Origin of the sequence: Sphingopyxis sp. P1IMeth2, from assembly GCF_900185685.1 — a bacterium.
GTDB lineage: Bacteria > Pseudomonadota > Alphaproteobacteria > Sphingomonadales > Sphingomonadaceae > Sphingopyxis > Sphingopyxis terrae_A.
Map to the genome: position 1 here is coordinate 809,280 of NZ_FYAT01000001.1, position 19,230 is coordinate 828,509.

General features: G+C 65.5%; 19 protein-coding genes. 15 read left to right on the forward strand and 4 right to left on the reverse strand.

Annotated elements, in window-relative coordinates; genetic code table 11:
* Window positions 1-18 precede the first annotated feature (18 nt).
* The 9 genes from P1IM2_RS03865 to P1IM2_RS03905 all read left to right on the forward strand — a co-directional run bounded on the left by P1IM2_RS03865 (window position 19) and on the right by P1IM2_RS03905 (window position 10,854).
* The gene (locus P1IM2_RS03865; protein WP_062901409.1) at window positions 19-315 is read left to right on the forward strand and encodes a DUF6489 family protein; all 297 of its coding nucleotides are present in this window, start codon (window positions 19-21) and stop codon (window positions 313-315) included.
* Window positions 316-338: 23 nt separating this feature from the next.
* Window positions 339-1,643: a tRNA uridine-5-carboxymethylaminomethyl(34) synthesis GTPase MnmE gene (mnmE, locus tag P1IM2_RS03870; protein ID WP_260833917.1), complete on the forward strand. Its 1,305-nt coding sequence runs from the start codon at window positions 339-341 to the stop codon at window positions 1,641-1,643.
* 86 nt (window positions 1,644-1,729) lie between these two features.
* Window positions 1,730-3,601 (forward strand): tRNA uridine-5-carboxymethylaminomethyl(34) synthesis enzyme MnmG, encoded by a 1,872-nt coding sequence (gene mnmG, locus P1IM2_RS03875; RefSeq protein WP_186401465.1) that lies wholly within the window; start codon window positions 1,730-1,732, stop codon window positions 3,599-3,601.
* 196 nt (window positions 3,602-3,797) lie between these two features.
* A complete protein-coding gene (rsmG, locus tag P1IM2_RS03880) occupies window positions 3,798-4,454 on the forward strand; it encodes a 16S rRNA (guanine(527)-N(7))-methyltransferase RsmG (protein ID WP_186401466.1) in 657 nt (218 codons plus the stop codon).
* Window positions 4,451-5,233 (forward strand): ParA family protein, encoded by a 783-nt coding sequence (locus P1IM2_RS03885; protein ID WP_062901413.1) that lies wholly within the window; start codon window positions 4,451-4,453, stop codon window positions 5,231-5,233. The genes rsmG and P1IM2_RS03885 overlap by 4 nt, the downstream gene beginning before the upstream one ends.
* Window positions 5,234-6,193, forward strand: a complete 960-nt coding sequence (locus tag P1IM2_RS03890) for a ParB/RepB/Spo0J family partition protein (protein WP_186401467.1) — start codon at window positions 5,234-5,236, stop codon at window positions 6,191-6,193.
* Window positions 6,194-6,477: 284 nt separating this feature from the next.
* Window positions 6,478-6,975, forward strand: coding sequence for a DUF4402 domain-containing protein (locus P1IM2_RS03895; protein ID WP_058810817.1), 498 nt, complete (start codon window positions 6,478-6,480; stop codon window positions 6,973-6,975).
* 225 nt (window positions 6,976-7,200) lie between these two features.
* On the forward strand, window positions 7,201-8,028 hold the full coding sequence (locus P1IM2_RS03900; RefSeq protein ID WP_062901415.1) for a molecular chaperone: 828 nt from the start codon (window positions 7,201-7,203) through the stop codon (window positions 8,026-8,028).
* 33 nt (window positions 8,029-8,061) lie between these two features.
* A complete protein-coding gene (locus tag P1IM2_RS03905) occupies window positions 8,062-10,854 on the forward strand; it encodes a carboxypeptidase regulatory-like domain-containing protein (protein WP_186401468.1) in 2,793 nt (930 codons plus the stop codon).
* A gap of 35 nt (window positions 10,855-10,889) precedes the next feature.
* Here P1IM2_RS03905 and glpX read toward each other — a convergent pair whose 3' ends face one another.
* Window positions 10,890-11,864, reverse strand: coding sequence for a class II fructose-bisphosphatase (gene glpX / locus P1IM2_RS03910; RefSeq protein WP_062901417.1), 975 nt, complete (start codon window positions 11,862-11,864; stop codon window positions 10,890-10,892).
* Between the two features lie 129 nt (window positions 11,865-11,993).
* Here glpX and P1IM2_RS03915 point away from each other — a divergent pair, with 129 nt between their 5' ends.
* Window positions 11,994-12,380: a hypothetical protein gene (locus P1IM2_RS03915; protein WP_234180464.1), complete on the forward strand. Its 387-nt coding sequence runs from the start codon at window positions 11,994-11,996 to the stop codon at window positions 12,378-12,380.
* On the opposite strand, the gene P1IM2_RS03920 is transcribed toward P1IM2_RS03915, so the two are convergent.
* The 3 genes from P1IM2_RS03920 to P1IM2_RS03930 form a co-directional block, all read right to left on the reverse strand.
* The gene (locus tag P1IM2_RS03920) at window positions 12,377-13,201 is read right to left on the reverse strand and encodes a hypothetical protein (protein ID WP_186401470.1); all 825 of its coding nucleotides are present in this window, start codon (window positions 13,199-13,201) and stop codon (window positions 12,377-12,379) included. The two genes, P1IM2_RS03915 and P1IM2_RS03920, sit on opposite strands and share 4 nt — an antisense overlap.
* 60 nt (window positions 13,202-13,261) lie before the next feature.
* The gene (locus P1IM2_RS03925; protein WP_062901420.1) at window positions 13,262-14,581 is read right to left on the reverse strand and encodes a homoserine dehydrogenase; all 1,320 of its coding nucleotides are present in this window, start codon (window positions 14,579-14,581) and stop codon (window positions 13,262-13,264) included.
* Between the two features lie 111 nt (window positions 14,582-14,692).
* Window positions 14,693-15,427 carry a hypothetical protein gene (locus tag P1IM2_RS03930; protein ID WP_234180468.1) on the reverse strand — a complete coding sequence of 245 codons (735 nt, stop codon included), beginning with the start codon at window positions 15,425-15,427 and terminating at the stop codon, window positions 14,693-14,695.
* A 417-nt stretch (window positions 15,428-15,844) separates the two neighbouring features.
* Here P1IM2_RS03930 and P1IM2_RS03935 point away from each other — a divergent pair, with 417 nt between their 5' ends.
* The 5 genes from P1IM2_RS03935 (at window position 15,845) to P1IM2_RS03955 (ending at window position 19,202) form a co-directional block, all read left to right on the forward strand.
* Window positions 15,845-16,501 carry an energy transducer TonB gene (locus P1IM2_RS03935; RefSeq protein ID WP_062901422.1) on the forward strand — a complete coding sequence of 219 codons (657 nt, stop codon included), beginning with the start codon at window positions 15,845-15,847 and terminating at the stop codon, window positions 16,499-16,501.
* A gap of 126 nt (window positions 16,502-16,627) precedes the next feature.
* A complete protein-coding gene (locus P1IM2_RS03940) occupies window positions 16,628-17,383 on the forward strand; it encodes a MotA/TolQ/ExbB proton channel family protein (protein ID WP_051066368.1) in 756 nt (251 codons plus the stop codon).
* A 119-nt stretch (window positions 17,384-17,502) separates the two neighbouring features.
* Complete coding sequence (locus P1IM2_RS03945) at window positions 17,503-17,994, forward strand: ExbD/TolR family protein (protein WP_062901423.1); 492 nt, start codon at window positions 17,503-17,505, stop codon at window positions 17,992-17,994.
* 32 nt (window positions 17,995-18,026) lie between these two features.
* A complete protein-coding gene (locus tag P1IM2_RS03950) occupies window positions 18,027-18,452 on the forward strand; it encodes an ExbD/TolR family protein (protein WP_062901424.1) in 426 nt (141 codons plus the stop codon).
* A 186-nt stretch (window positions 18,453-18,638) separates the two neighbouring features.
* Complete coding sequence (locus P1IM2_RS03955; protein ID WP_062903070.1) at window positions 18,639-19,202, forward strand: superoxide dismutase family protein; 564 nt, start codon at window positions 18,639-18,641, stop codon at window positions 19,200-19,202.
* Window positions 19,203-19,230 lie beyond the last annotated feature (28 nt).

The window sequence follows — 19,230 nt, forward strand, 5'->3', positions numbered from 1 at the left end:
CGGAAAGGGCGGAAAACAATGAAGTTCAACATCGAGGTCGATTGCACGCCCGAAGAGGCGCGGCGCTTGTTCGGACTTCCCGACCTCGAGCCGCTGCACGACATCTACCTCAGCCGCGTCAAGGAACTGATGGCGAAGGGGATCACGCCCGACATGGTCCAGTCGATGGTCAAGAGCTGGGTCCCGATGGGCGAGAGTGGATTGAACCTGGTTCAGTCGCTGCTCGGTCAATTCGGTGGCGGGCTGATGGGGGGGGCGGCGAAGCCCGCGGCCAAGGATGACGAGGACAAGCCGGCGCGGGGAAGCAAGCGCTGATCAACACGCCGGCAAGCGAAACAATTTTTGCCCTGTCGAGCGGGATGCCGCCGGCCGCGATCGCGGTTGTGCGGGTCAGCGGTGTGCACGCCGCCGATGCCGTGCGGGCGTTAGCGGGGCGTCTGCCGCCGCCGCGGCATGCGTCGCTTGCCGATCTCAAGGATGCAACGGGAGCGCCGCTCGATCGGGCGCTCATGCTCTGGTTTCCGGGACCGAATACGGCGACGGGCGAAGATCTGGCCGAGTTTCATCTGCATGGCGGCCGCGCAGTCGTCGCAGCGGTCGAATCGGCGCTGACAGCGCTTCCTGGGCTGCGCCGCGCCGAGGCGGGCGAATTCACCCGGCGCGCTTTTCTGAATGACCGGATCGATCTCGCCGAGGCCGAGGGGCTTGCCGATTTGCTTGCCGCCGAAACCGAAAGCCAGCGGGTGCAGGCGCTCGGGCTAGCCAGCGGCCATGTGTCGCGCGCGGTGGCCGCGTGGCAGGAACGCTTGCTGGCGTTGATGGCGGCGGCCGAGGCAGAGCTGAACTTTGCCGACGAAGATGACGTCGATGTTTACGAAGGCGCTGCCGCACGGTTGGTTGCGGGAATGGCGGCGCTGGCGGCCGAGTTGGGCGAGTGGCTGGCGCAACCGGCGGCCGAAGTGATTGCAGACGGGCTCTCGGTGGTGATCGCCGGGCCGCCGAACGCCGGAAAGTCTACACTTATCAACGCATTGGCGCAGCGTGAGTTGGCAATCGTATCTCCCGTCGCTGGGACGACCCGCGACGTCATCGAAACCCCGCTGGCGCTCGATGGCATTGCGATGCGCTTTTCGGACACCGCGGGATTGCGCGGCGAAGGCGCCGATGTCGTCGAAGCGATCGGTATCAATCGCGCACGCGCTGCGGTGGAGGCCGCAGACATCGTCCTGTGGCTCGGCCCGCCGCGTGACGCCCCCGACCATCCCCGCTGTATCCTGATCGCGGCGCAAGCCGACCGGTGGCGCGGCGACGCCGCTGCCGAAGCCGATGCGGCGCGCTGCGACCTGATCCTGTCGGCGGCGACGGGCGAAGGCATGGAGGCGTTGCATGGCATGATCGTCGACATGGCGCGAACGCTGCTGCCCCGCGAAGGCGAAGCGGCGCTACGCCAGCGTCAACGCGCTGCACTCGCCGACGCGAAACAATGGCTTGGCATCGACGCGGGGTCGCGCGAGGCGGGCGACCTCATCCTTATTGCCGAGCGCCTGCGGCTTGCCGCAGGTGCGCTCGACCGGATCACCGGGCGTGCTGGCGTCGAGGATATGCTCGATGCGTTGTTCGGACGCTTCTGCATCGGCAAATGATGTTCCACGTGGAACAGTTCGTGCAGCCGGCGTGCGTGCGGGCGCCGTAGACCGACCCCGCCGAATCGGCTAAAGGCGCGGCAATCATGGACAGCAGCAAGATTTTCGACGTGATTGTCGTCGGCGGGGGACACGCCGGGACCGAAGCCGCGGGCGCCGCTGCACGGCTCGGCGCGCGCGTTGCGCTCGTCAGTTTCGACCCGGCGCTGATCGGGACAATGTCGTGCAACCCGGCGATCGGCGGTCTCGGCAAGGGCCATCTGATGCGCGAGGTCGACGCGCTCGATGGCTGGATGGCGCGCGCCGCCGATTCCGCCGCGATTCACTATCGGATGCTCAATGCGTCGAAGGGCGCTGCGGTGCAAGGCCCGCGTATCCAGGCCGACCGGAAACTCTATCGCGATGCGATCCAGGCGTTGCTTGCAGCGGAGGAGGCGATTTGCGTCGTGGCCGGCGAAGCCGCGGCGCTGGTGCTTCGCGAAGGCGGTGCCCGCGTCGAAGGCATCGAACTGGGCGATGGGACGCGGCTCGTCGCGCCGGCTGTGGTGCTCGCGACGGGCACCTTCCTCGGCGGACGCCTGTTTCGGGGTGAGGAGCGCATGGTGGGCGGGCGGGTCGGCGAAGCCGGCGCACATCGGCTCGCCGAGCAATTGCGTGCCGCGGCTTTGCCGATGGCGCGGCTCAAGACCGGAACTCCGCCGCGGCTCGACGGGCGCACGATTGATTGGGCGCGGCTCGAGGAGCAACCCTCGGACAGCGCTGAAGGCGCGCGTTGGACCTGTTCCACGTGGAACAGCGAGCGGACAGTGTCGCAGATTTTCTGCGCGATTACGCGCACCAATGCCGAATCGCACCGCATCATCGCCGACAATCTCCACCGCTCGCCGCTGTTCACCGGTGCGATCGGGGCGGCTGGGCCGCGTTACTGTCCGTCGATCGAGGACAAGATCCACCGCTTCGCCGACCGCGAGGGGCATCAGGTGTTTCTCGAACCCGAGGGGCTCGATTCGCCGCTCGTCTATCCGAACGGCATTTCGACCTCGCTACCTGCCGACGTCCAGCTCGCGATGCTGCGCACGATGGAGGGTCTGGAACGCGTCGAGATGGCGGTGCCCGGCTATGCGGTCGAATATGACCATATCGATCCGCGGGCGCTCGATCGCAGTCTGCAGGTGCGTGCAATTGCCGGTCTGTGGTGCGCGGGCCAGATGAACGGCACCACCGGATATGAGGAAGCGGCGGCACAGGGTCTGGTTGCGGGTGCGAATGCCGCGCTTGCGGCGCAGGGCCGCGAGCCGCTCATCCTCGATCGGTCCGAATCCTATATCGGTGTGATGGTCGACGATCTGGTTTTGCAGGGTGTCACCGAGCCCTATCGCATGCTCACCGCGCGCGCCGAATATCGTCTCCGGCTGCGGGCCGACAACGCCGCGACGCGGTTGACGCCGAAGGGAATCGCGTTGGGGCTGGTGCGACCCGCGACGGCGGTGCAGTTCGAAGCGCGCATGGCGGAACGCGCGAGAGCAACGGAGCTGTTGTCAGCGCCGGTAACGAGCTCCAATTATGCCGCTATCGGCCTGGGATTGCCGGGCGACGGGGCGCCGCGGACGCGAATTGACCTGTTGCGCTATTCGGGTGTCGCGATCAGCGACCTTGCGGTGCTCGCGCCGGAGCTTGCCGACATCGACCCGACCCTACTCGCCGAACTGGCTGAGGACGCCCACTATGCGCCCTATATTGCGCGGCAAGAGGCTGAACTGCGTGCGCTCGCGGCGAATGAAGCCATCCTGCTTGACCCCGCGCTCGACTATGCTGCTATCGGCGGCTTGTCGCGCGAAATGGTCGAGCGGCTTACCAAAGCGCGGCCGGAAACGCTGGGCCAGGCGGGTCGCATCGACGGCGTGACCCCCGCTGCACTGACTGCGATCATGGTGCATAGTCGGCGACGGGCGGCGTGAGGTGGGCGTGGCCGACAATTCTCCCAGGGTTGATCGGTCAGGTGACGGATGCTTCTCGGCGCTTCCCCCAGCTGGCTGGCAATGAAGCAGGTCCGTGTGAAGGGCCTCGCGCCCCCGCCGCGGGACTCGAATACCGCTCGCAAGGCACCAGGGCGGGGTGAGGTCGAGGGCCATTGATCGATAGGACAATTTACGCATGACGGTTGAATTGCTGACAAGCGAAGCGGAAGCACGCAGTTGGATCGGGGCGGCCTTCGCGCCAACCGAACAACAATGGGCGCAGCTCGATCGCTTTGCCGCGATGCTGGTGGAGGAGAACGCCCAGCAGAATCTGATTGCTGCATCGACAATCCCGACCTTGTGGGTGCGGCATATCGCCGACAGCGCGCAGTTGCTGGCGCTCGACGATGAGGGCGAAGGGCTCTGGATCGATCTCGGCAGCGGACCAGGGTTGCCCGGGCTGGTCGTCGCAATCCTGTCGTCACGGCCGATGCTGCTTGTCGAATCGCGGCGGCGGCGCTGCGATTTTTTGCGTGCGGTCGCGGGCGAACTTAATCTTGCACATGTCGAGGTTGTGGAAGCGCCGCTAGAACGCATCGCGACGCGCCCTGTGGCTACGATCAGCGCGCGGGCCTTTGCGCCGCTCGACAAGCTAATCAACTTATCCACGCGTTTTTCGACCGAATCGACGCGGTGGCTGCTGCCAAAGGGGCGAAACGCAGTTAAGGAACTGGCATCTCTGCCGGAGCCATGGCAGAGAATGTTTCACGTGGAACAGAGCCGGACGCACGCCGACAGCCAGATATTGGTTGGCATGGGGACGATCGGTGGAAAGCAGCGAGGAAAGCGATGATTCGTATCGCCGTGGCGAACCAGAAGGGCGGGGTCGGCAAGACGACGACCGCGATCAATCTGGCGACCGCGCTTGCGGCGACGGGCTGGCGCACGCTGATCATCGACCTCGACCCGCAGGGCAACGCTTCGACGGGGCTTGGAATTGCGCAGTCGCAGCGCGAATTTTCGAGTTATGAATTGCTGCGCGGCGATGCGCAGCTGGCCGATTGTGCCGTCCCGACGGCAGTGCCGCGGCTTGATATTGTCCCGGCGACGGTCGATCTGTCGGGCGCCGAGATCGAACTGATCGAATTTTCCGATCGGCTCCATCGCCTTGAGCAGGCGTTGACGAGTGCCGAAGCGGGGCAGTGGGATATCTGCCTGATCGATTGTCCGCCGTCGCTCGGCATGCTGACGCTCAACGCGCTGATTGCCGCCGAATCGCTGATCGTGCCGTTGCAGTGCGAATTTTTTGCGCTCGAGGGTTTGAGCCAGCTGCTCACTACGGTCGAGCGCGTGCGCGGTCGCTTCAACCAGAAATTGTCGATTCTCGGCGTCGCGCTGACGATGTTCGATCGCCGCAACCGGCTGACAGACCAGGTTTCGGACGATGTCCGCGAAGTGCTGGGGCCGGTGGTCTTTCAGACCGTCATTCCGCGCAACGTGCGACTGTCGGAAGCGCCGAGCCACGGTCTTCCGGCGCTGATCTATGACCATCGCTGCGCTGGATCGGCCGCCTATATCGCGCTCGCGCGCGAATTGATCGACCGCCTGCCCAATGTTCGCAAGGCTGCATAAATGGCTGATAATAAAGACGAAACTGGACCATCTGCGCCGCGCAAACGCCCGTCGGGACTCGGCCGCGGGCTGAACGCGCTGTTCGGCGACGTGGCGGCTGAAGCTCCGGTACTCGCGAGTCCCGGTGCCGCCCGCCCGGCGACGACGGCACCTGCTGGCGATTCGGTGCAGCATATCGCGGTGGGCGCGATTCGCCCGCTTCCCGGCCAGCCGCGCCGCCACTTCGATGAAAATGCGATTGCCGAGCTTGCCGATTCTATCGGGACGCGCGGCCTGTTGCAGCCGATCATCGTCCGACGCGCGCCGGGAGGCGAGGGGTACCAGTTGGTCGCCGGCGAACGCCGCTGGCGCGCAGCGCAGCGCGCGGGGCTGCACCAGATTCCGGCGCTGGTGCGCGAACTCGACGACGCTGCGACCTATGAGATTGCGCTGGTCGAGAATATCCAGCGCCAGGATCTGAACGCGATCGAAGAGGCGAGCGCCTATCGCAAGCTGATCGAGGATTTCGGTCACAACCAGGAAGCGCTGGCAAAGCTGGTCGGCAAGTCGCGCAGCCATGTTGCGAATCTTATGCGCCTGCTCGACCTTCCTCTCGAAGTGCAGGATCTGGTCGGTGACGGATCGCTGTCGATGGGTCATGCGCGCGCGCTGATCGGGGCCGACGGCGCCGAGGCGATCGCGCGCAGGGTCGTCCAGGAAGGCTTGTCGGTGCGTATGGTCGAGGCGCTGGTGCGCGAGGCGAAGGGAGGCGGCCGCAAGGCGCCCGCCGAAAGCCCGACCGTGGCTGGCGGCGGGCGCGATCCCGACATCGTCGCGGTCGAACGGCATCTGTCTGAGCTGCTCGGAATTGGCGTTGCGATTCACTATGCGGGCGGCGGCAAGGGCGCGTTGACCCTGAAATTCGCGTCGCTCGACCAGCTCGACATGATCTGCCAGCGGCTGTCGGGCGACTCGATCTGATCGGCGCGCGCCGGGCCATGGCGATTCGCCGCTGATATTTTTCTGTCCGATGCGCTTAATCTGTCCCGCTGCGGGCCGTTAAAGGGGTGACGGCAATCCCCACGATTGGCCGAAAACTGGCTTAATGCCTTGTTTTTGCTCGCTTGCATCCTGCAAGGCGGGCCAATTCTATATGCGCTGTTAACCATGCTTGTTGGGCAAAAGCTGAACCGGTCGCCCGCTAAAGGGGTCGGCGAATGGGGTGGGATTTCCATTCGATTATCGACTGTTCAAGGGACCAACTTATGCGCACCATTGGAATGAAGCGCGCCCTCATCGGCGCCGCAATTGCTGCTCTCGCCATGAACGCCCCGGCGGCGCATGCGGCGACGGCCACGGGTACGGCGAAGGCGAAGATCCTTCGCCAGATCACGCTCTCCAACACCAGCGATCTGCAGTTCGCGACCGTCATCAGCGGCGCGACCGCCTCGACGGTCGCGGTGTCGACCGCGGGCGGCGTGACCTGCGGCACGGGACTGACCTGCACCGGCACCACGACGGCGGCCAATTTCGACATCACCGGCACCAATGGTGCGGTTGTCGTGGTCGGTGGCGACGCGAATGTCACGCTCAACGGATCGCTTGGCGGCACGATGAACTCGACGCTCAGCTATTCGGCGACGAACGTTACGCTCGGTGCGACCGGCGGCAGCTTTCAGGTCGGCGGCACGCTCAGCGTTGGCGCCAACCAGACGGCTGGCGATTACAGCGGCACGTTCAACGTCACTGCCAACTACCAGTAAACCCTGATTATCAGGTGGGGGGATCGGCGCGCCTGTGGGCGTGCCGGCCATCGAAAGGGGTCGCCGGATACCAGCTCCGGCGGCCCTTTTTCGTATGCGCGGCGCAGGGCGATGCGTGCGTGCCCAGCTATGGTTAGCGAAATATCAACCATGATGGCGCAACAGGGAGGCGACCAACCTGGGGGCGGCGACCGCGGTCCCCGAACGATTGTGGGGATCGTATCTATGTTTCGCTTTTTCAAGGGCTTTTGCCTGCTCGCGGCGGCTGCGTGCAGCAGCACTGCGCCGTCCGCGCACGCCGCGGGCGATCTGCTCGTGGCACCGACGCGCGTGATTCTCGACGGTTCGCGCGGCACCGAGGTGGTGCTCAACAATATCGGGGCCGAACCCGCAACCTACCGCGTTAGCCTGGAGATCAAGCGGATGACCGCCGAGGGCGGGCTCGACGAGATTGACGAGGCGAACGCGAACGCTGCCGAACGCGCCGCGCTCGACATGATCGCCTTCAGCCCGCGCCGCGTGACGCTGCCGCCGAACCAGCCGCAGGTGATCCGCATCGGCGTGCGTATCCCCGAAGGCCTCGCGCCGGGTGAATATCGCGCGCATATGCTTTTCCGCGCGGTTCCCGATGCGGCACCGGCCGTCGCCGATCCTGCCAAGCCGACGGGCGACGGTGTGTCGATCGCGCTCACCCCCATCTATGGCATCACTATCCCGATCATCGTGCGCGTCGGCGAACTCGCCGCGACCGCAAAGATCGGGGAGGCTTGGGTTGGGGATACGCGCGACGGACCCGCCTTCAATTTCCACCTCACGCGCACCGGCAACCGGTCGGTCTATGGCGATATCGCGGTGACGCGGCCGGGTGTGGCTGAGCCGCTGCTGCTGGCGCGCGGCATCGCCGTTTATCCAGAGGTCGGCGATCGCACCGTTTCGCTGCGCGTGCCGGCCGAGGTCGCGGCGAAGCTGAAGGGGCCGGTGCAGATCCGCTATTCGGAGGATCGCGAAGTCGGCGGTGCGACGATCGATCAGGCCGACCGGGTGGTGAAATAGCCGGACGGCGCGCGGAACCGGACGGAGGCGGCGATGCTCGGCGCCTTCCTGAAACGCCTGCTGCCGGCGCTCGCCGCCGGGATGGCGCTGGTGGGCTTGCTGCCCTCCGGCGCCCACGCCGCTGAAAAAACAGATATATATCAAACTACTAGTGACAGCTGGAAACCGAACGAAGACGATCGATGGCTGTTCGACCTGCGCTCGGGCCAATATCGGCTCGGCGACGGCGTGCGGGGTTATCAGACGCCGCAGGGGCTGTGCGTCGATCTTGCCGATGTCGTGCTCGCACTCGATCTCGCGGTGCGCGTCGACCGCAAGTTGCGCCGCGCAACCGGCTGGGTGCTCGACGAGCGCCGCACCTTCCTGATCGACCGCGACGCGGGCGAAGTGCGCGCGGGCAGCGAGCGCTTCCGGATCGGCGCGAATATGATCCGCGACACGGCGGCGGGGTGGTGCGTCGACCTTGCCAGTCTGTCGAAATGGATCGGGGTGCCGATCAGCGCCGACCTGTCGAATGCTGTTCTGCGCATCGATTCGAAGGAAAAGCTGCCGTTCCAGCTCGCCGCCGAGCGCCGCGCGCGCGCTGCGACGATTCGTCCGCAGACGCGCTTCGACCTCGCCAGCCTGCCGCAAGCGCCGCGACCCTACCGAATGTGGAGCACGCCGTCGCTCGACGTTGTCGCTTCGGCAGGCGTGGTGTCCGACAAGCAGGGCGGCTCTTCGACGCAGGCGCGTTACGAAATCTTCGCTGCCGGCGAATTGCTCAAGCAGAGCTTCGATGCGCGCCTCTCGTCCGACGACAAGGGCGTCCCCGACAGCCTGCGCCTGCGGCTCTATCGCACCGATCCCACCGGCCAGCTTCTCGGCCCGCTCCACGCGACGCATTATGCGGTCGGCGATGTCAGCCTGCTGTCGACGGGAATCGTCGCCCAGTCGGTGCCGGGCCGTGGCGCGGTGCTGACCAATCGCCCCGTCGAACGCCCCGACGCGTTCGACAAGACCGATTTCCGCGGCGATCTACCCGCCGGATGGGACGCCGAACTCTATCGCAACGGTCAGTTGCTGGCCTTTACCAGCCCCAATGGCGACGGCCGCTACGAATTTCTGGGCGTCCCACTGCAATATGGATCGAACCGGTTCGAGATCGTCCTTTATGGCCCGCAGGGGCAAGTGCGCCGCGAAATCCGGCAATTGCAGGTCGGGCTGGATTCGATCCCGCCGCAAAAGACCTGGTATTGGGCCGGGATTGCCCAGGACGATACCGACCTGATCGAGTTCGGCGGGCCGCGCGGCGGCGCCTTCCGGCGCGGCTGGCGCGGTTCGGCGGGGATCGAGCGCGGCCTCGATACGCGCACCTCGATCGCCGCCTATTTCCACAGTCTGCTGATCGAGAATGTCCGCCGCAACTATGGCGAGGCGGCGCTGCGCCGTTCGATCGGCCCGACCTTGCTCGAGTTTGGCGTTGCCTATGCCGACGACGGCGGCCACGCGCTGCGGGCAAGCTGGCTCGCCGGCTTTGGCGAAACCTATATCCGTGCCGACGCGATGCGCGGTTGGGGCGGTTTTGTTTCGGACCGTTTCATCAACAATATCAACGGCCTCTATTCGGTGTCGATCGACCAGTCGGTAAAATTGGGACAGGCGGTGCTGCCGTTGCACGTCGATGTGGCGAAGATCGACCGGACCTCGGGCGTTTCGAGCATCGAGGCCTCGGGACGCGCCTCGGCGAGTTTCCGCACCATGACGCTGACCGGGCAGATCGACTGGTCGCGATCGGATGTGCCCTATGGCCCCGACCCGCCTGACAATCTGACCGCCACGCTGCTCGCCAATGCGCGCATCGGGCGCGTCCGTCTGCGCGGTGAGGCGCGCTTTGCGCTGGCGGGATCGAACGCCGATTCGCGCCTGACCGCGATTGCCGAATGGTCGGGCAAGCGCGACGCCGAATGGCGCGCCGAACTGGGCTATGACAAGGGGCTCGACCGCGCGCGCGCCGGGATTGGCTACACGCGGCGTTTCGACAAGTTTCAGCTTTCGGGCTTCGGCGAAGTGGCGAGCGACGGATCGGTCGCGGCGTCGCTGTCGCTTGCCTTCAGCTTCGGGCCGCGCAGCCGGGCCGATGGCGGCGGCGGGGGCTGGCGCGTGTCGAGCGAAAAGCTCGCAAGCCGCGGCCAGGTGCTCGCCGAAGTGTGGATGGACGATAATGGCGACGGTATCCGCCAGCCGGGCGAAGCGGCGGTCGCCGACGTCCCGCTGACCGCGGGTAATGGCTATGTCGATAGCGCAACCGCGAAGGATGGCCGTGCCACGATCGACGGTCTCGAACCCTTTCGTCCGGTGATGATCGGCATCGATGCCGGAAGCCTGCCCGACCCCTATATCCAGCCCGCACTGCCCGGTGTGGTCGTCACGCCGCGGCCCGGCGTCGCGACGCATGTTGCGCTGCCGCTGACCGCGGCCGGCGAAATCGAAGGCGTCGCGATGCGCGACGGCGGCAATGCGATCGAGGGATTGCAGCTCGAGCTGGTCGATGCAGAAGGACGGGTGCGCGCAACCACTCTGACCGAGTTCGACGGATATTTCCTTTTTGAAAGCGTGGCTTACGGACGCTACACGGTGCGGATAGCGAAAGCATCGGCGGCCGCTCTGCGGCTCGATGCCGCATTTGCGCTATCCGCGGTCCCGGGCAAGCAGACGCCGCGCGTTCGGCTCGGAACGCTGGCGCTGAAGCCGCTGGCGCGCGCGCTGGCGGGCGGGGACGCCGCCGGCGGGGGACAGGGCGGCGCGCGGGCACCGCCCGACGACGCGAAAGCAAGCGGCGGCTAAAGTCCTGATCCTGCTTTGGGGGTGACGGGGCGTCCTCAGCCGAGGCGATGTTCGCCCTTCACCCAGCGCACGGTGCCCGACGATGCGCGCATCACCACGGTTTCAGTGGTCAAGATGCCGCCGCGGCGATGCTTGACGCCGCGCAGAAGCGAGCCGTCGGTGACGCCGGTTGCGGCGAAGATTACATCGCCCTTGGCCAGATCTTCGAGGTCGTAGACGCGGTCGAGATCTTCGATTCCCCATTTTTTCGCGCGCAGCCGCTCGTCGTCGTTGCGGAAAAGCAGGCGGCCCTTGAACTGGCCACCGACGCAGCGCAGCGCCGCCGCGGCGAGCACACCTTCGGGCGCGCCGCCCGATCCCATATAGATATCGACATTGGTTTCGGGATTGGTCGTAGCGATCACGCCCGCGACGTCGCCGTCCGGGATCAGCGCGACGCCGCAGCCGATCGCGCGCAGTTCGGCGATGATCGCTTCATGGCGGGGGCGGTCGAGGACGCAGACGATGATGTCGGCCGGCGCGCACCCTTTTTCGCGGGCCACCGCTTCGACATTTTCGCGCACGCTATTGTCGAAATTAACGATCCCGGGCGAATAGCCGGGACCGACCGCAAGCTTGTCCATATAGACGTCGGGGGCGTTGAGCAGGCAGCCTTCTTCGGCGATCGCGAGCACTGCGAGCGCGTTGGGGCCGGCCTTGGCGGTGATCGTGGTGCCTTCGAGCGGGTCGACCGCAATGTCGATCTTCGGGCCCTTGCCAGGCGCATTGCCGACCTTTTCGCCGATAAAGAGCATCGGTGCTTCGTCGCGTTCGCCTTCGCCGATCACGATCGTGCCGTCCATATAGAGCGTGTTGAAAGCGTTGCGCATCGCCTCTACGGCGGCGGCATCGGCCGCCTTTTCGTCGCCGCGGCCGATCAGCTTGGCGGCAGCGATCGCCGCGGCTTCGGTGACGCGCACCATTTCGAGCACCAGGACCCGGTCGAGGTTGCTACCGTCACTTTTTGCCATCGGCTCACATCTCCGTCTTTACTTGCTCCGCCCCATCGGCATGCTGGGCGCCATATGGTCGTGCGCCCCGCTTGTCGAGATCGCTTCGCCCGATTCGGGGGCGTGATTGCGCTGACGTGCGTCATTGGCATGACAGCGCCGCCGCTCGCCGCTCAGGATGCGTCGCCGCCGCCCGCGCAGGACGCCGAGGGTGCGATCGCGCGCAGCCGGGTGCTGCCCGACCCCGTGCGCCGCTGCGGTCCGATCAAGGCTGGCGAGATTCTGGTGTGCGGCTCCGATACCGACCGCAATCGCCTGTCGCCCGAACTGCGCGCCATCGCCGGGGTGGGTCAGGATGCATCGCCGCAAATCCCGCGGGCCGAGGCGAAGGCGATGAGCCTCGACAAGCTGCCCTATAACTGGATGCCGATCGGCGGGCGGTACAAGCCCGGCCCCGAATATAACCCGCTTTACGAGATGGCGAAGCGCGCGACCGATCCCGAAGCGGGAATCCCCGCGCTGCCCGAGGAGCCCTAGGCAAACACCTCGACCGTGGTGCGATCTTCGGAGGCGCGGTAGAGACCTGCGGGAACGAGCAGCAGCATCAGGAAATAGGCCGCCCAGAACAGCAGCCACCCGATACTCATCGCCGTTTCGGCGAAACTGCCGGGCGCGCTGTTGAACAGAATGAAAAGATGCGGTGCGAGCAGCGCCAGCGTCAGCAGGCCGGACAGGACGTAGATGGCAAGATAGAGCCCGAGGAGACGCGGCCATGCCGTTCGCGTGCGGCGCCAGGATTCGGCAAAGGCCGATACCGGCTCGAGCCGCCCGCCCGCCGCCATCACCGGTCCGACGAGACAGAATCGCGCATAAATCCACGAGCCGAGCAGCGCCGAAACGATATAGCGGAAGATCACAAGGGCGATTCCATAGCTCTGAACAGACTGAAATGCCGCGAGCAGCAGGATCGGTAGCGACAGGATGATTCCGACGCCGAAATAGAGGATGATATTGACCACCAGATAGGCCGCGCCGGCGACGAGCCCGTACATGATCTCCGAAATATAGCCCTCGCGGATCTCGGCGAGCAGCGCATTCCATGCCGCGAGCAGCGCGCCGCTTACGATCAGGCTGACGATGCCCAGAAGATAGAGCGGCCCGGTGATCGATCCGCTGACGCGATAGGTCCAGGGATCGGCAGCGATGGCGACGAGGGTGCGCAGATCGAAGATCGGCTCGCTCGACAGCAGCAGAAAGGGCAGCACGACGCCGAGCCCGACATAGGTCAGCAGCGCTTGCCAATACTGCCGGGCCAGCGCGCGTGCTTCGGCCAAGCCCTCCCGGATCGCTAAGTCCATGTCTGTCCCCCCATTCCCCTCAGCGAGAGCTAACAGGGGGATTTGCGAATGCAAGCGGGGTCAGAGCGCCAGGATCGGCATATGCATTGGCGTACCGATGACATGATCCGATGCTGCAAGCGCCGCGAGCGCCGCGGCGACGGCGCGGCCCGGACCTTCGTGCGTGACGAGCGCGATCAGCACGCCGCCCTCGGCATCGTCGCCGCGCTGGATGAAGCTTTCGATCGAAACGCCGGCGTCGCGCATAGCGGTCGCGATCTCGGCAAGGACGCCGATCCGGTCCTCGACGATCAGGCGGACATAATGTTTGCCGACGCGCGCGCCCGCATCGGCGGCGGGGGCGGCATCAAGCGCATCGACCGGCATCGCGAAGGCGGGGCCATATTCGTCGCGCGCGATGTCGATGATGTCGGCGACGATCGCCGATGCCGTCGGCCCCGCGCCCGCGCCCGCGCCTTCGAAAAAGAGTCGGCCGACGAAATTGCCCTCGGCGACGACGGCATTGAGCGCGCCGGGGACATAGGCGAGCGGATGGTCGGCGGGGACGAGGCACGGCTGGACATGTTGATAGAGACCGCCTTCGTCGCGTTCGGCCATACCGATCAGGCGGACGCGGTGGCCGAGCGCGGCGGCCTCGCGAATGTCGGCGGCGATCAGGCCGCGGATGCCCTCGGCGGTCACCGTGTCGATGTCGAGCCGGGTGCCGAAGCAGAGCGCGGCGAGGATCGACAATTTGTGTGCGGCGTCGATCCCGTCGACGTCGAAGGTCGGGTCGGCCTCGGCATAGCCTTCGGCCTGGGCCGCGGCGAGGGCGTCGGCGAAGCTCGCGCCCTCGCGCTCCATCAGCGTCAGGATATAATTGCAGGTGCCGTTTAGGATGCCATAGACGCGGGCGATCTGGTTCGCCGAGGCGCCTTCGCGGATCGCCTTGATGACCGGGATGCCGCCCGCGACGGCGGCTTCATATTTGAGCGGCGTGTCCTGCGCCTCGGCGATCTGCGCGAGATCGAGCCCATGATGCGCGATCATCGCCTTGTTCGCGGTGACGAGCGCCTTGCCCGCGCCCAGCGCCTGGCGGGCGAGCGTCAGCGCAGGGCCGTCGGCGCCGCCGACCATCTCGACCACGACGTCGACATCGTCGGATTCGACCAGCGCCGCCATATCGTCTTCCCAGCGATAGGGCGACAGATCGACGCCGCGATCCTTCTGGCGGTCGCGCGCGGAGACGGCGACGATCTCGACCGCGCGGCCGGCGCGGCGTGCGATCAGGGCGCGATTCGCCTCGAGCAACCGGACGACACCGCCGCCGACGACGCCGATACCGGCGAGCGCGACACGCAGCGGCGGGCGCGGGGTGGCGGGGGCGGGCTGAGGCGACATGCAGGCACTCCTTGGCAGGGCGGGCCGGAGCCCGCATTCGCCTGCGCCCCTATCGGCTTTTCGCCCGGAAACAAGGCCCCGCGTTGCCGCAGGCCCGGCAGTTTGGCCGGGTCAGAGGCCTGGCGGCGGTGTGCGGGTGCGCGTGCATTGACCGAGCGCGCCAAGGACGACGGCATAATCGGCGGCCGCTTTCTTGCGGTCTTCGGGAGCGGTGCCGCCGAGTTTGCTGAGCGGCAGGCTTCGCGGCAAGCCGCAGGCCAGGCGATACCAGCCGAGCGTGTTCTGGCGCGGAATCGGCGCGCTTTCGTCGACGATCTCGCCGAAGGCGGCCGACCAGCGGCGCGACCCGTCGGCGGCGGTCAGGACGGTGATCGACACCGGCTCGCCGGTCTTGGTGTCGAGGAACAGCTGCGTCTCGCCCTCGCCGGGCAGTGTGCCGGGGACGTGGAAACCGTTGGCGATTCCGGTAATCGCGGGCGGGGCGCCGGGCTTGACCAGCTCGGTCAGGATCGCGCGCAGCTGCGATTCGGTCGCAGCGTCCCAAGGCAATTGGGCGTCGGGCGCGATCAGCTGGACGCTGCCGGTGCTGCTGCTCCCCGCTGCCGCGCCCGCCACCGGGCGGGCAAAAAGCAGCACGGGCTGCTTCTTTTTGAGCTTCTGCGGCTTGCCTTTTGCGTCGAGCGGAAGGTCGACAAGATAGCTGATCCGCGCCGCCAACGGCCCCGATCCGCGAATCAGGCTGACCACATCGGCCTCGACATAGAATCGCGCAAAGCCCGCCGCGAGCCCCGGTGCGCGTTCGGCCTTAAGCAGCGCCGTGCTGTAGACACGCGCTTCGATCACCATCGGGGCAACTGTCGCCAGATCGGCGAGATCGGCATAGCTCCAGGGGCTTTCGGTACCCGCGGCGGGTGTCGGAGTTTGGGCGTAAGCATTTGAAAAACAATTAGTAAACAAAGCAATGCCGGCCACGGCAGCTAGGGCGAGGGCGCGCATATTCAATCCACCTTCTGTTCTATCCTGCCTCGAAAGGCGGCCAATTGCCCATCATGGACAAGTGCACATTAACCGCTGATAAAGGGTTTGCGAACTTCTCGCCACCGCGATAGGACGAGCGGTGAAGCGTCCGGCACAAACAGAACAAGCCGGTTGCTAAGCCATCGGGTCTGCGGAGCGCATCGGAAAATATCCGGGCAATTGGCAACCGAACCCGATGGTGCGGATTTGGTGTCAGGATGATCTAGCAAGGAGCGTCGTCCCTGAATGGCTTATGGTGATAATGTCGACCCTAAAAACAGGGTAGTGGCAATTGTCTTGGTGGGCTTGCTGACGGCAGTGCTGGGCTACGGCCTGGTGAACGGCCTGAATATCAGCATCGTCAAGAAAATTGCCGAAAAATTGGACGTGGTGGACGTCGAAGAGCCGCCGCCGCCGGAGGAGCCGCCGCCGCCGCCGCCGCCGGATAACAAGCTGCCGCCGCCGCCGCCGGTCGTGACGCCTCCGTCGCCGATCCCGCCGCCGAGCACCGCGAACCAGATCCAGTCGGTTCCGACGCCGCCGCCGGCGCCGCCGCCGCAGGTCTATACGCCGCCCGCGCCGCCGGCTCCGCCGCCGACCCCCGACATGTCGAAGGGAGCGTCGCCGAAGGGGTCTCCGGGCCGCTGGGTGACGAACGACGACTATCCGCCGAGCGCGCAGCGTCAGGAACGCGAAGGGACGACGGGTTTCCGTCTGACCATTGGCACTGACGGCAAGCCCACCGGCTGTTCGGTCACTTCGTCCAGCGGTCACTCCGACCTCGACGATGCAGCGTGCAAGCTGCTGATGCGCCGCGCGAAATTCGCTCCGGCCGTCGATCGGAACGGCAATCCCACGACGGGTAGCTGGTCGAGCCGCTTTACCTGGAAGATCGACCGCTAAGCGCCGTTTTTCCTGAATTTTCCGGCAGCAATGCCGACCCCCGGTTTAGATTTTTTGAGAGGGAATATCGAAATGTTCAATCTGATTGCGAACGCCGCTGCTGCGGCTGGTGCCCATGATGTCGGGATGAGCCTCATGCCCGCGTCGATGTGCGTCAAGAAAGAGGGCGAGAACCCCTATGGTCTCGTCCCGGCGCTGTGCGAAGGCGGTATCGTGTCGCAGATCACCTTCCTCGTCCTGCTGATCATGTTCATCGGCACGCTGTACATCCTGTTCACCAAGCTGTTCGAACAGAATAAGGTGATTAACCAGGGCAAGGCAGTCGACGCGAACTTCTGGCGTGCGCCGACCCTCGCTGAAGGTATGAACAAGCTCGAAAAGAACAGCGCCTATCGTCAGGTCGTCGAAGACGGTCTGCGCGCCAACGAAGAGCATAACAAGCTGACCGACCCGGTCGAAGCGCATGACTGGATGCACGGCACGCTCGAGCGTTCGCAGAACCACATCAACTCGAAGCTCAACGGCGGCCTCGCCTTCCTCGCGACCGTCGGTTCGACCGCGCCGTTCGTCGGTCTGTTCGGTACGGTTATCGGTATTCTTCGCGCCCTCGTGAAGATCGGTGCATCGGGCCAGGCCTCGATCGACACCGTCGCCGGCCCGGTCGGTGAAGCGCTCATCATGACCGCCATCGGTCTGATCGTCGCGGTTCCCGCGGTTCTCGCCTTCAACTGGCTCCAGAGCCGCAACAAGGCGATTGCTCGCCGTCTGTCGACCTTCTCGAACGACGTGCTCGGCTCGATCATGTCGGGCGGCCAGGTGAAGCCGGCGGTTGCCGCTGCGCCCGCCAAGGCTGCTCCCGCCGCTGCGCCGAAGAAGGCCTAAGACTCTCGCGCCCCGTCGGCCGCTCAGGCGATCGGCGGGGCCGCTGGACAGCGACAGGCGCGCTTCGGCAGGCTTTTCGCAGGTCCATGACAGTAATTTTGTGACAGGATGCTAATCCTATGGCGATGAGTGCAGGCGCAAAGGGCGAAGATGCCCCGATGTCCGACATCAACACGACGCCGCTCGTGGATATCATGCTTGTGCTTCTCATCATCTTCCTCATCACGGTTCCCGTGGTGTTGGAGACGGTGGAGCTCAAGCTGCCCGACGTCGCTTTTGAGCCGACGACGACGAAGCCCGAGAATGTGAACATCTCGGTTCGAGCGGGCGCAACCCCCGGTAGCTGCGAAGTATATTGGGGCCAGTCTCCGGTCGATTCGCGCGAATTGCTCAAGCGCGGTCAAGACAAGCTTGAAAAGCTTCTCAACGATATCGGCGGGCCCCAGAATATCACCGAAGAGAACTTCCCCGAAGTGCATATCCGCGGCGACATCAATACGCCGTACCAGTGCATCGGCGGTGTGATCTACACGATGCAATATGCCGGTTTCCAGAAGATCGGGTTCATTTCGGAACCTGCCCCTGGTTCGGCTACGCTGGGCCGCCTCTAAGGCGGTCCGCGAAGGAATGAAGGAATAGTCTCATGGCTATGGCTGTTGGGGATCGGGACGATAATGAACCGATGATGGAAATGAACACGACGCCGCTGATCGACGTCATGCTCGTTTTGCTCATCATGTTCATCATCACCATTCCGGTCCAAACCCACGCGGTGAAGATCGACCTGCCGGTTCCGACCGATTCGAAGAACAATGTCGACCCGGAAAAGAACAAGATCATGATCGACCCCGCGGGGACGGTCACGTGGAACGGCGTTCCGGTCGATCTGGCGCAGCTTTCGGATTATCTCGAGCAGACGAAGGCGCTGCCGGTTGAACCCGAACTGCAGATCCAGCCGGACCCCTACGCCCGCTATATCGTGGTCGATCGCGTCATGGCGGTCGTAAAGCGTAGCGGCGTCGGCAAGCTCGGCTTCGTCGGTAACGAACAATATGGGCGCGTTTTCTGATCGCTAGATCAGCGATGCGCCATTGAAGGGCCGCGGAGCGATCCGCGGCCCTTTTGCTTTGCCCGGCGTGAAAGCGCTTGGCGCGGCAGCTTCGACGGGGCATCCTGCGGGCCTGGGAACGAACGCCGCGCTGCGGCGTAGGATTTTCGCAAGCGCCGCACCGCGCCAATGATGGGGAGCCAATCCATGAAGCCTGCCGCCACTTTTCGCCCGACGATGACCGCCGCGCTGTGCGTAGCCTCGCTGCTCGCCCTTGGCGGCTGCGCCAGCGGATCAAAGGGGCCGACGACGACGATGCCCCCATCCGACGCCCATGCCCAGCTTTACGACGCCTCGGGCGCCGACCGTGGGCGCGTCGATATCTACAAGGACGGAACGGGCCTGCGCATCGAACTGGTCGCGCGCGGCTTTGCACCTGGCACATATGGCATGCATCTGCACGCCGTCGGCCAATGCACCCCGCCCGATTTCACCAGCGCCGGCCCGCACTGGAACCCGACCCATGCCCAGCATGGACGCGACAACCCGATGGGCGCCCATCACGGCGATCTGCCCAACCTCGTCGTCGAATCGGGAACGATCGGCCGAGCGACGCTGCAGGTCGTCGGCTCGCGCCTGACCGGCGAGGGCGGGCTGCTCGATGCCGACGGCGCGGCGTTCGTCATCCACGCCGGTCCCGATGATTACAAGACGGATCCGAGCGGTAACAGCGGCGGCCGCGTGGCCTGCGGCGTGATCACGGCCGGATAAGCAGCGGCATATCGGCGTTGCGCGGGCG

What these genes read in the sequence shown, in the direction of transcription:
- P1IM2_RS03865 (WP_062901409.1), top strand. Translation starts at nt 19, where the DNA reads ATGAAGTTCAACATCGAGGTCGATTGCACGCCCGAAGAGGCGCGGCGC.
- mnmG (WP_186401465.1), top strand. Translation starts at nt 1,730, where the DNA reads ATGGACAGCAGCAAGATTTTCGACGTGATTGTCGTCGGCGGGGGACAC.
- rsmG (WP_186401466.1), top strand. Translation starts at nt 3,798, where the DNA reads ATGACGGTTGAATTGCTGACAAGCGAAGCGGAAGCACGCAGTTGGATC.
- P1IM2_RS03885 (WP_062901413.1), top strand. Translation starts at nt 4,451, where the DNA reads ATGATTCGTATCGCCGTGGCGAACCAGAAGGGCGGGGTCGGCAAGACG.
- P1IM2_RS03890 (WP_186401467.1), top strand. Translation starts at nt 5,234, where the DNA reads ATGGCTGATAATAAAGACGAAACTGGACCATCTGCGCCGCGCAAACGC.
- P1IM2_RS03895 (WP_058810817.1), top strand. Translation starts at nt 6,478, where the DNA reads ATGCGCACCATTGGAATGAAGCGCGCCCTCATCGGCGCCGCAATTGCT.
- P1IM2_RS03900 (WP_062901415.1), top strand. Translation starts at nt 7,201, where the DNA reads ATGTTTCGCTTTTTCAAGGGCTTTTGCCTGCTCGCGGCGGCTGCGTGC.
- P1IM2_RS03905 (WP_186401468.1), top strand. Translation starts at nt 8,062, where the DNA reads ATGCTCGGCGCCTTCCTGAAACGCCTGCTGCCGGCGCTCGCCGCCGGG.
- glpX (WP_062901417.1), bottom strand. Translation starts at nt 11,864, where the DNA reads ATGGCAAAAAGTGACGGTAGCAACCTCGACCGGGTCCTGGTGCTCGAA.
- P1IM2_RS03915 (WP_234180464.1), top strand. Translation starts at nt 11,994, where the DNA reads ATGACAGCGCCGCCGCTCGCCGCTCAGGATGCGTCGCCGCCGCCCGCG.
- P1IM2_RS03920 (WP_186401470.1), bottom strand. Translation starts at nt 13,201, where the DNA reads ATGGACTTAGCGATCCGGGAGGGCTTGGCCGAAGCACGCGCGCTGGCC.
- P1IM2_RS03925 (WP_062901420.1), bottom strand. Translation starts at nt 14,581, where the DNA reads ATGTCGCCTCAGCCCGCCCCCGCCACCCCGCGCCCGCCGCTGCGTGTC.
- P1IM2_RS03930 (WP_234180468.1), bottom strand. Translation starts at nt 15,427, where the DNA reads ATGGTGATCGAAGCGCGTGTCTACAGCACGGCGCTGCTTAAGGCCGAA.
- P1IM2_RS03935 (WP_062901422.1), top strand. Translation starts at nt 15,845, where the DNA reads ATGGCTTATGGTGATAATGTCGACCCTAAAAACAGGGTAGTGGCAATT.
- P1IM2_RS03940 (WP_051066368.1), top strand. Translation starts at nt 16,628, where the DNA reads ATGAGCCTCATGCCCGCGTCGATGTGCGTCAAGAAAGAGGGCGAGAAC.
- P1IM2_RS03945 (WP_062901423.1), top strand. Translation starts at nt 17,503, where the DNA reads ATGGCGATGAGTGCAGGCGCAAAGGGCGAAGATGCCCCGATGTCCGAC.
- P1IM2_RS03950 (WP_062901424.1), top strand. Translation starts at nt 18,027, where the DNA reads ATGGCTATGGCTGTTGGGGATCGGGACGATAATGAACCGATGATGGAA.
- P1IM2_RS03955 (WP_062903070.1), top strand. Translation starts at nt 18,639, where the DNA reads ATGAAGCCTGCCGCCACTTTTCGCCCGACGATGACCGCCGCGCTGTGC.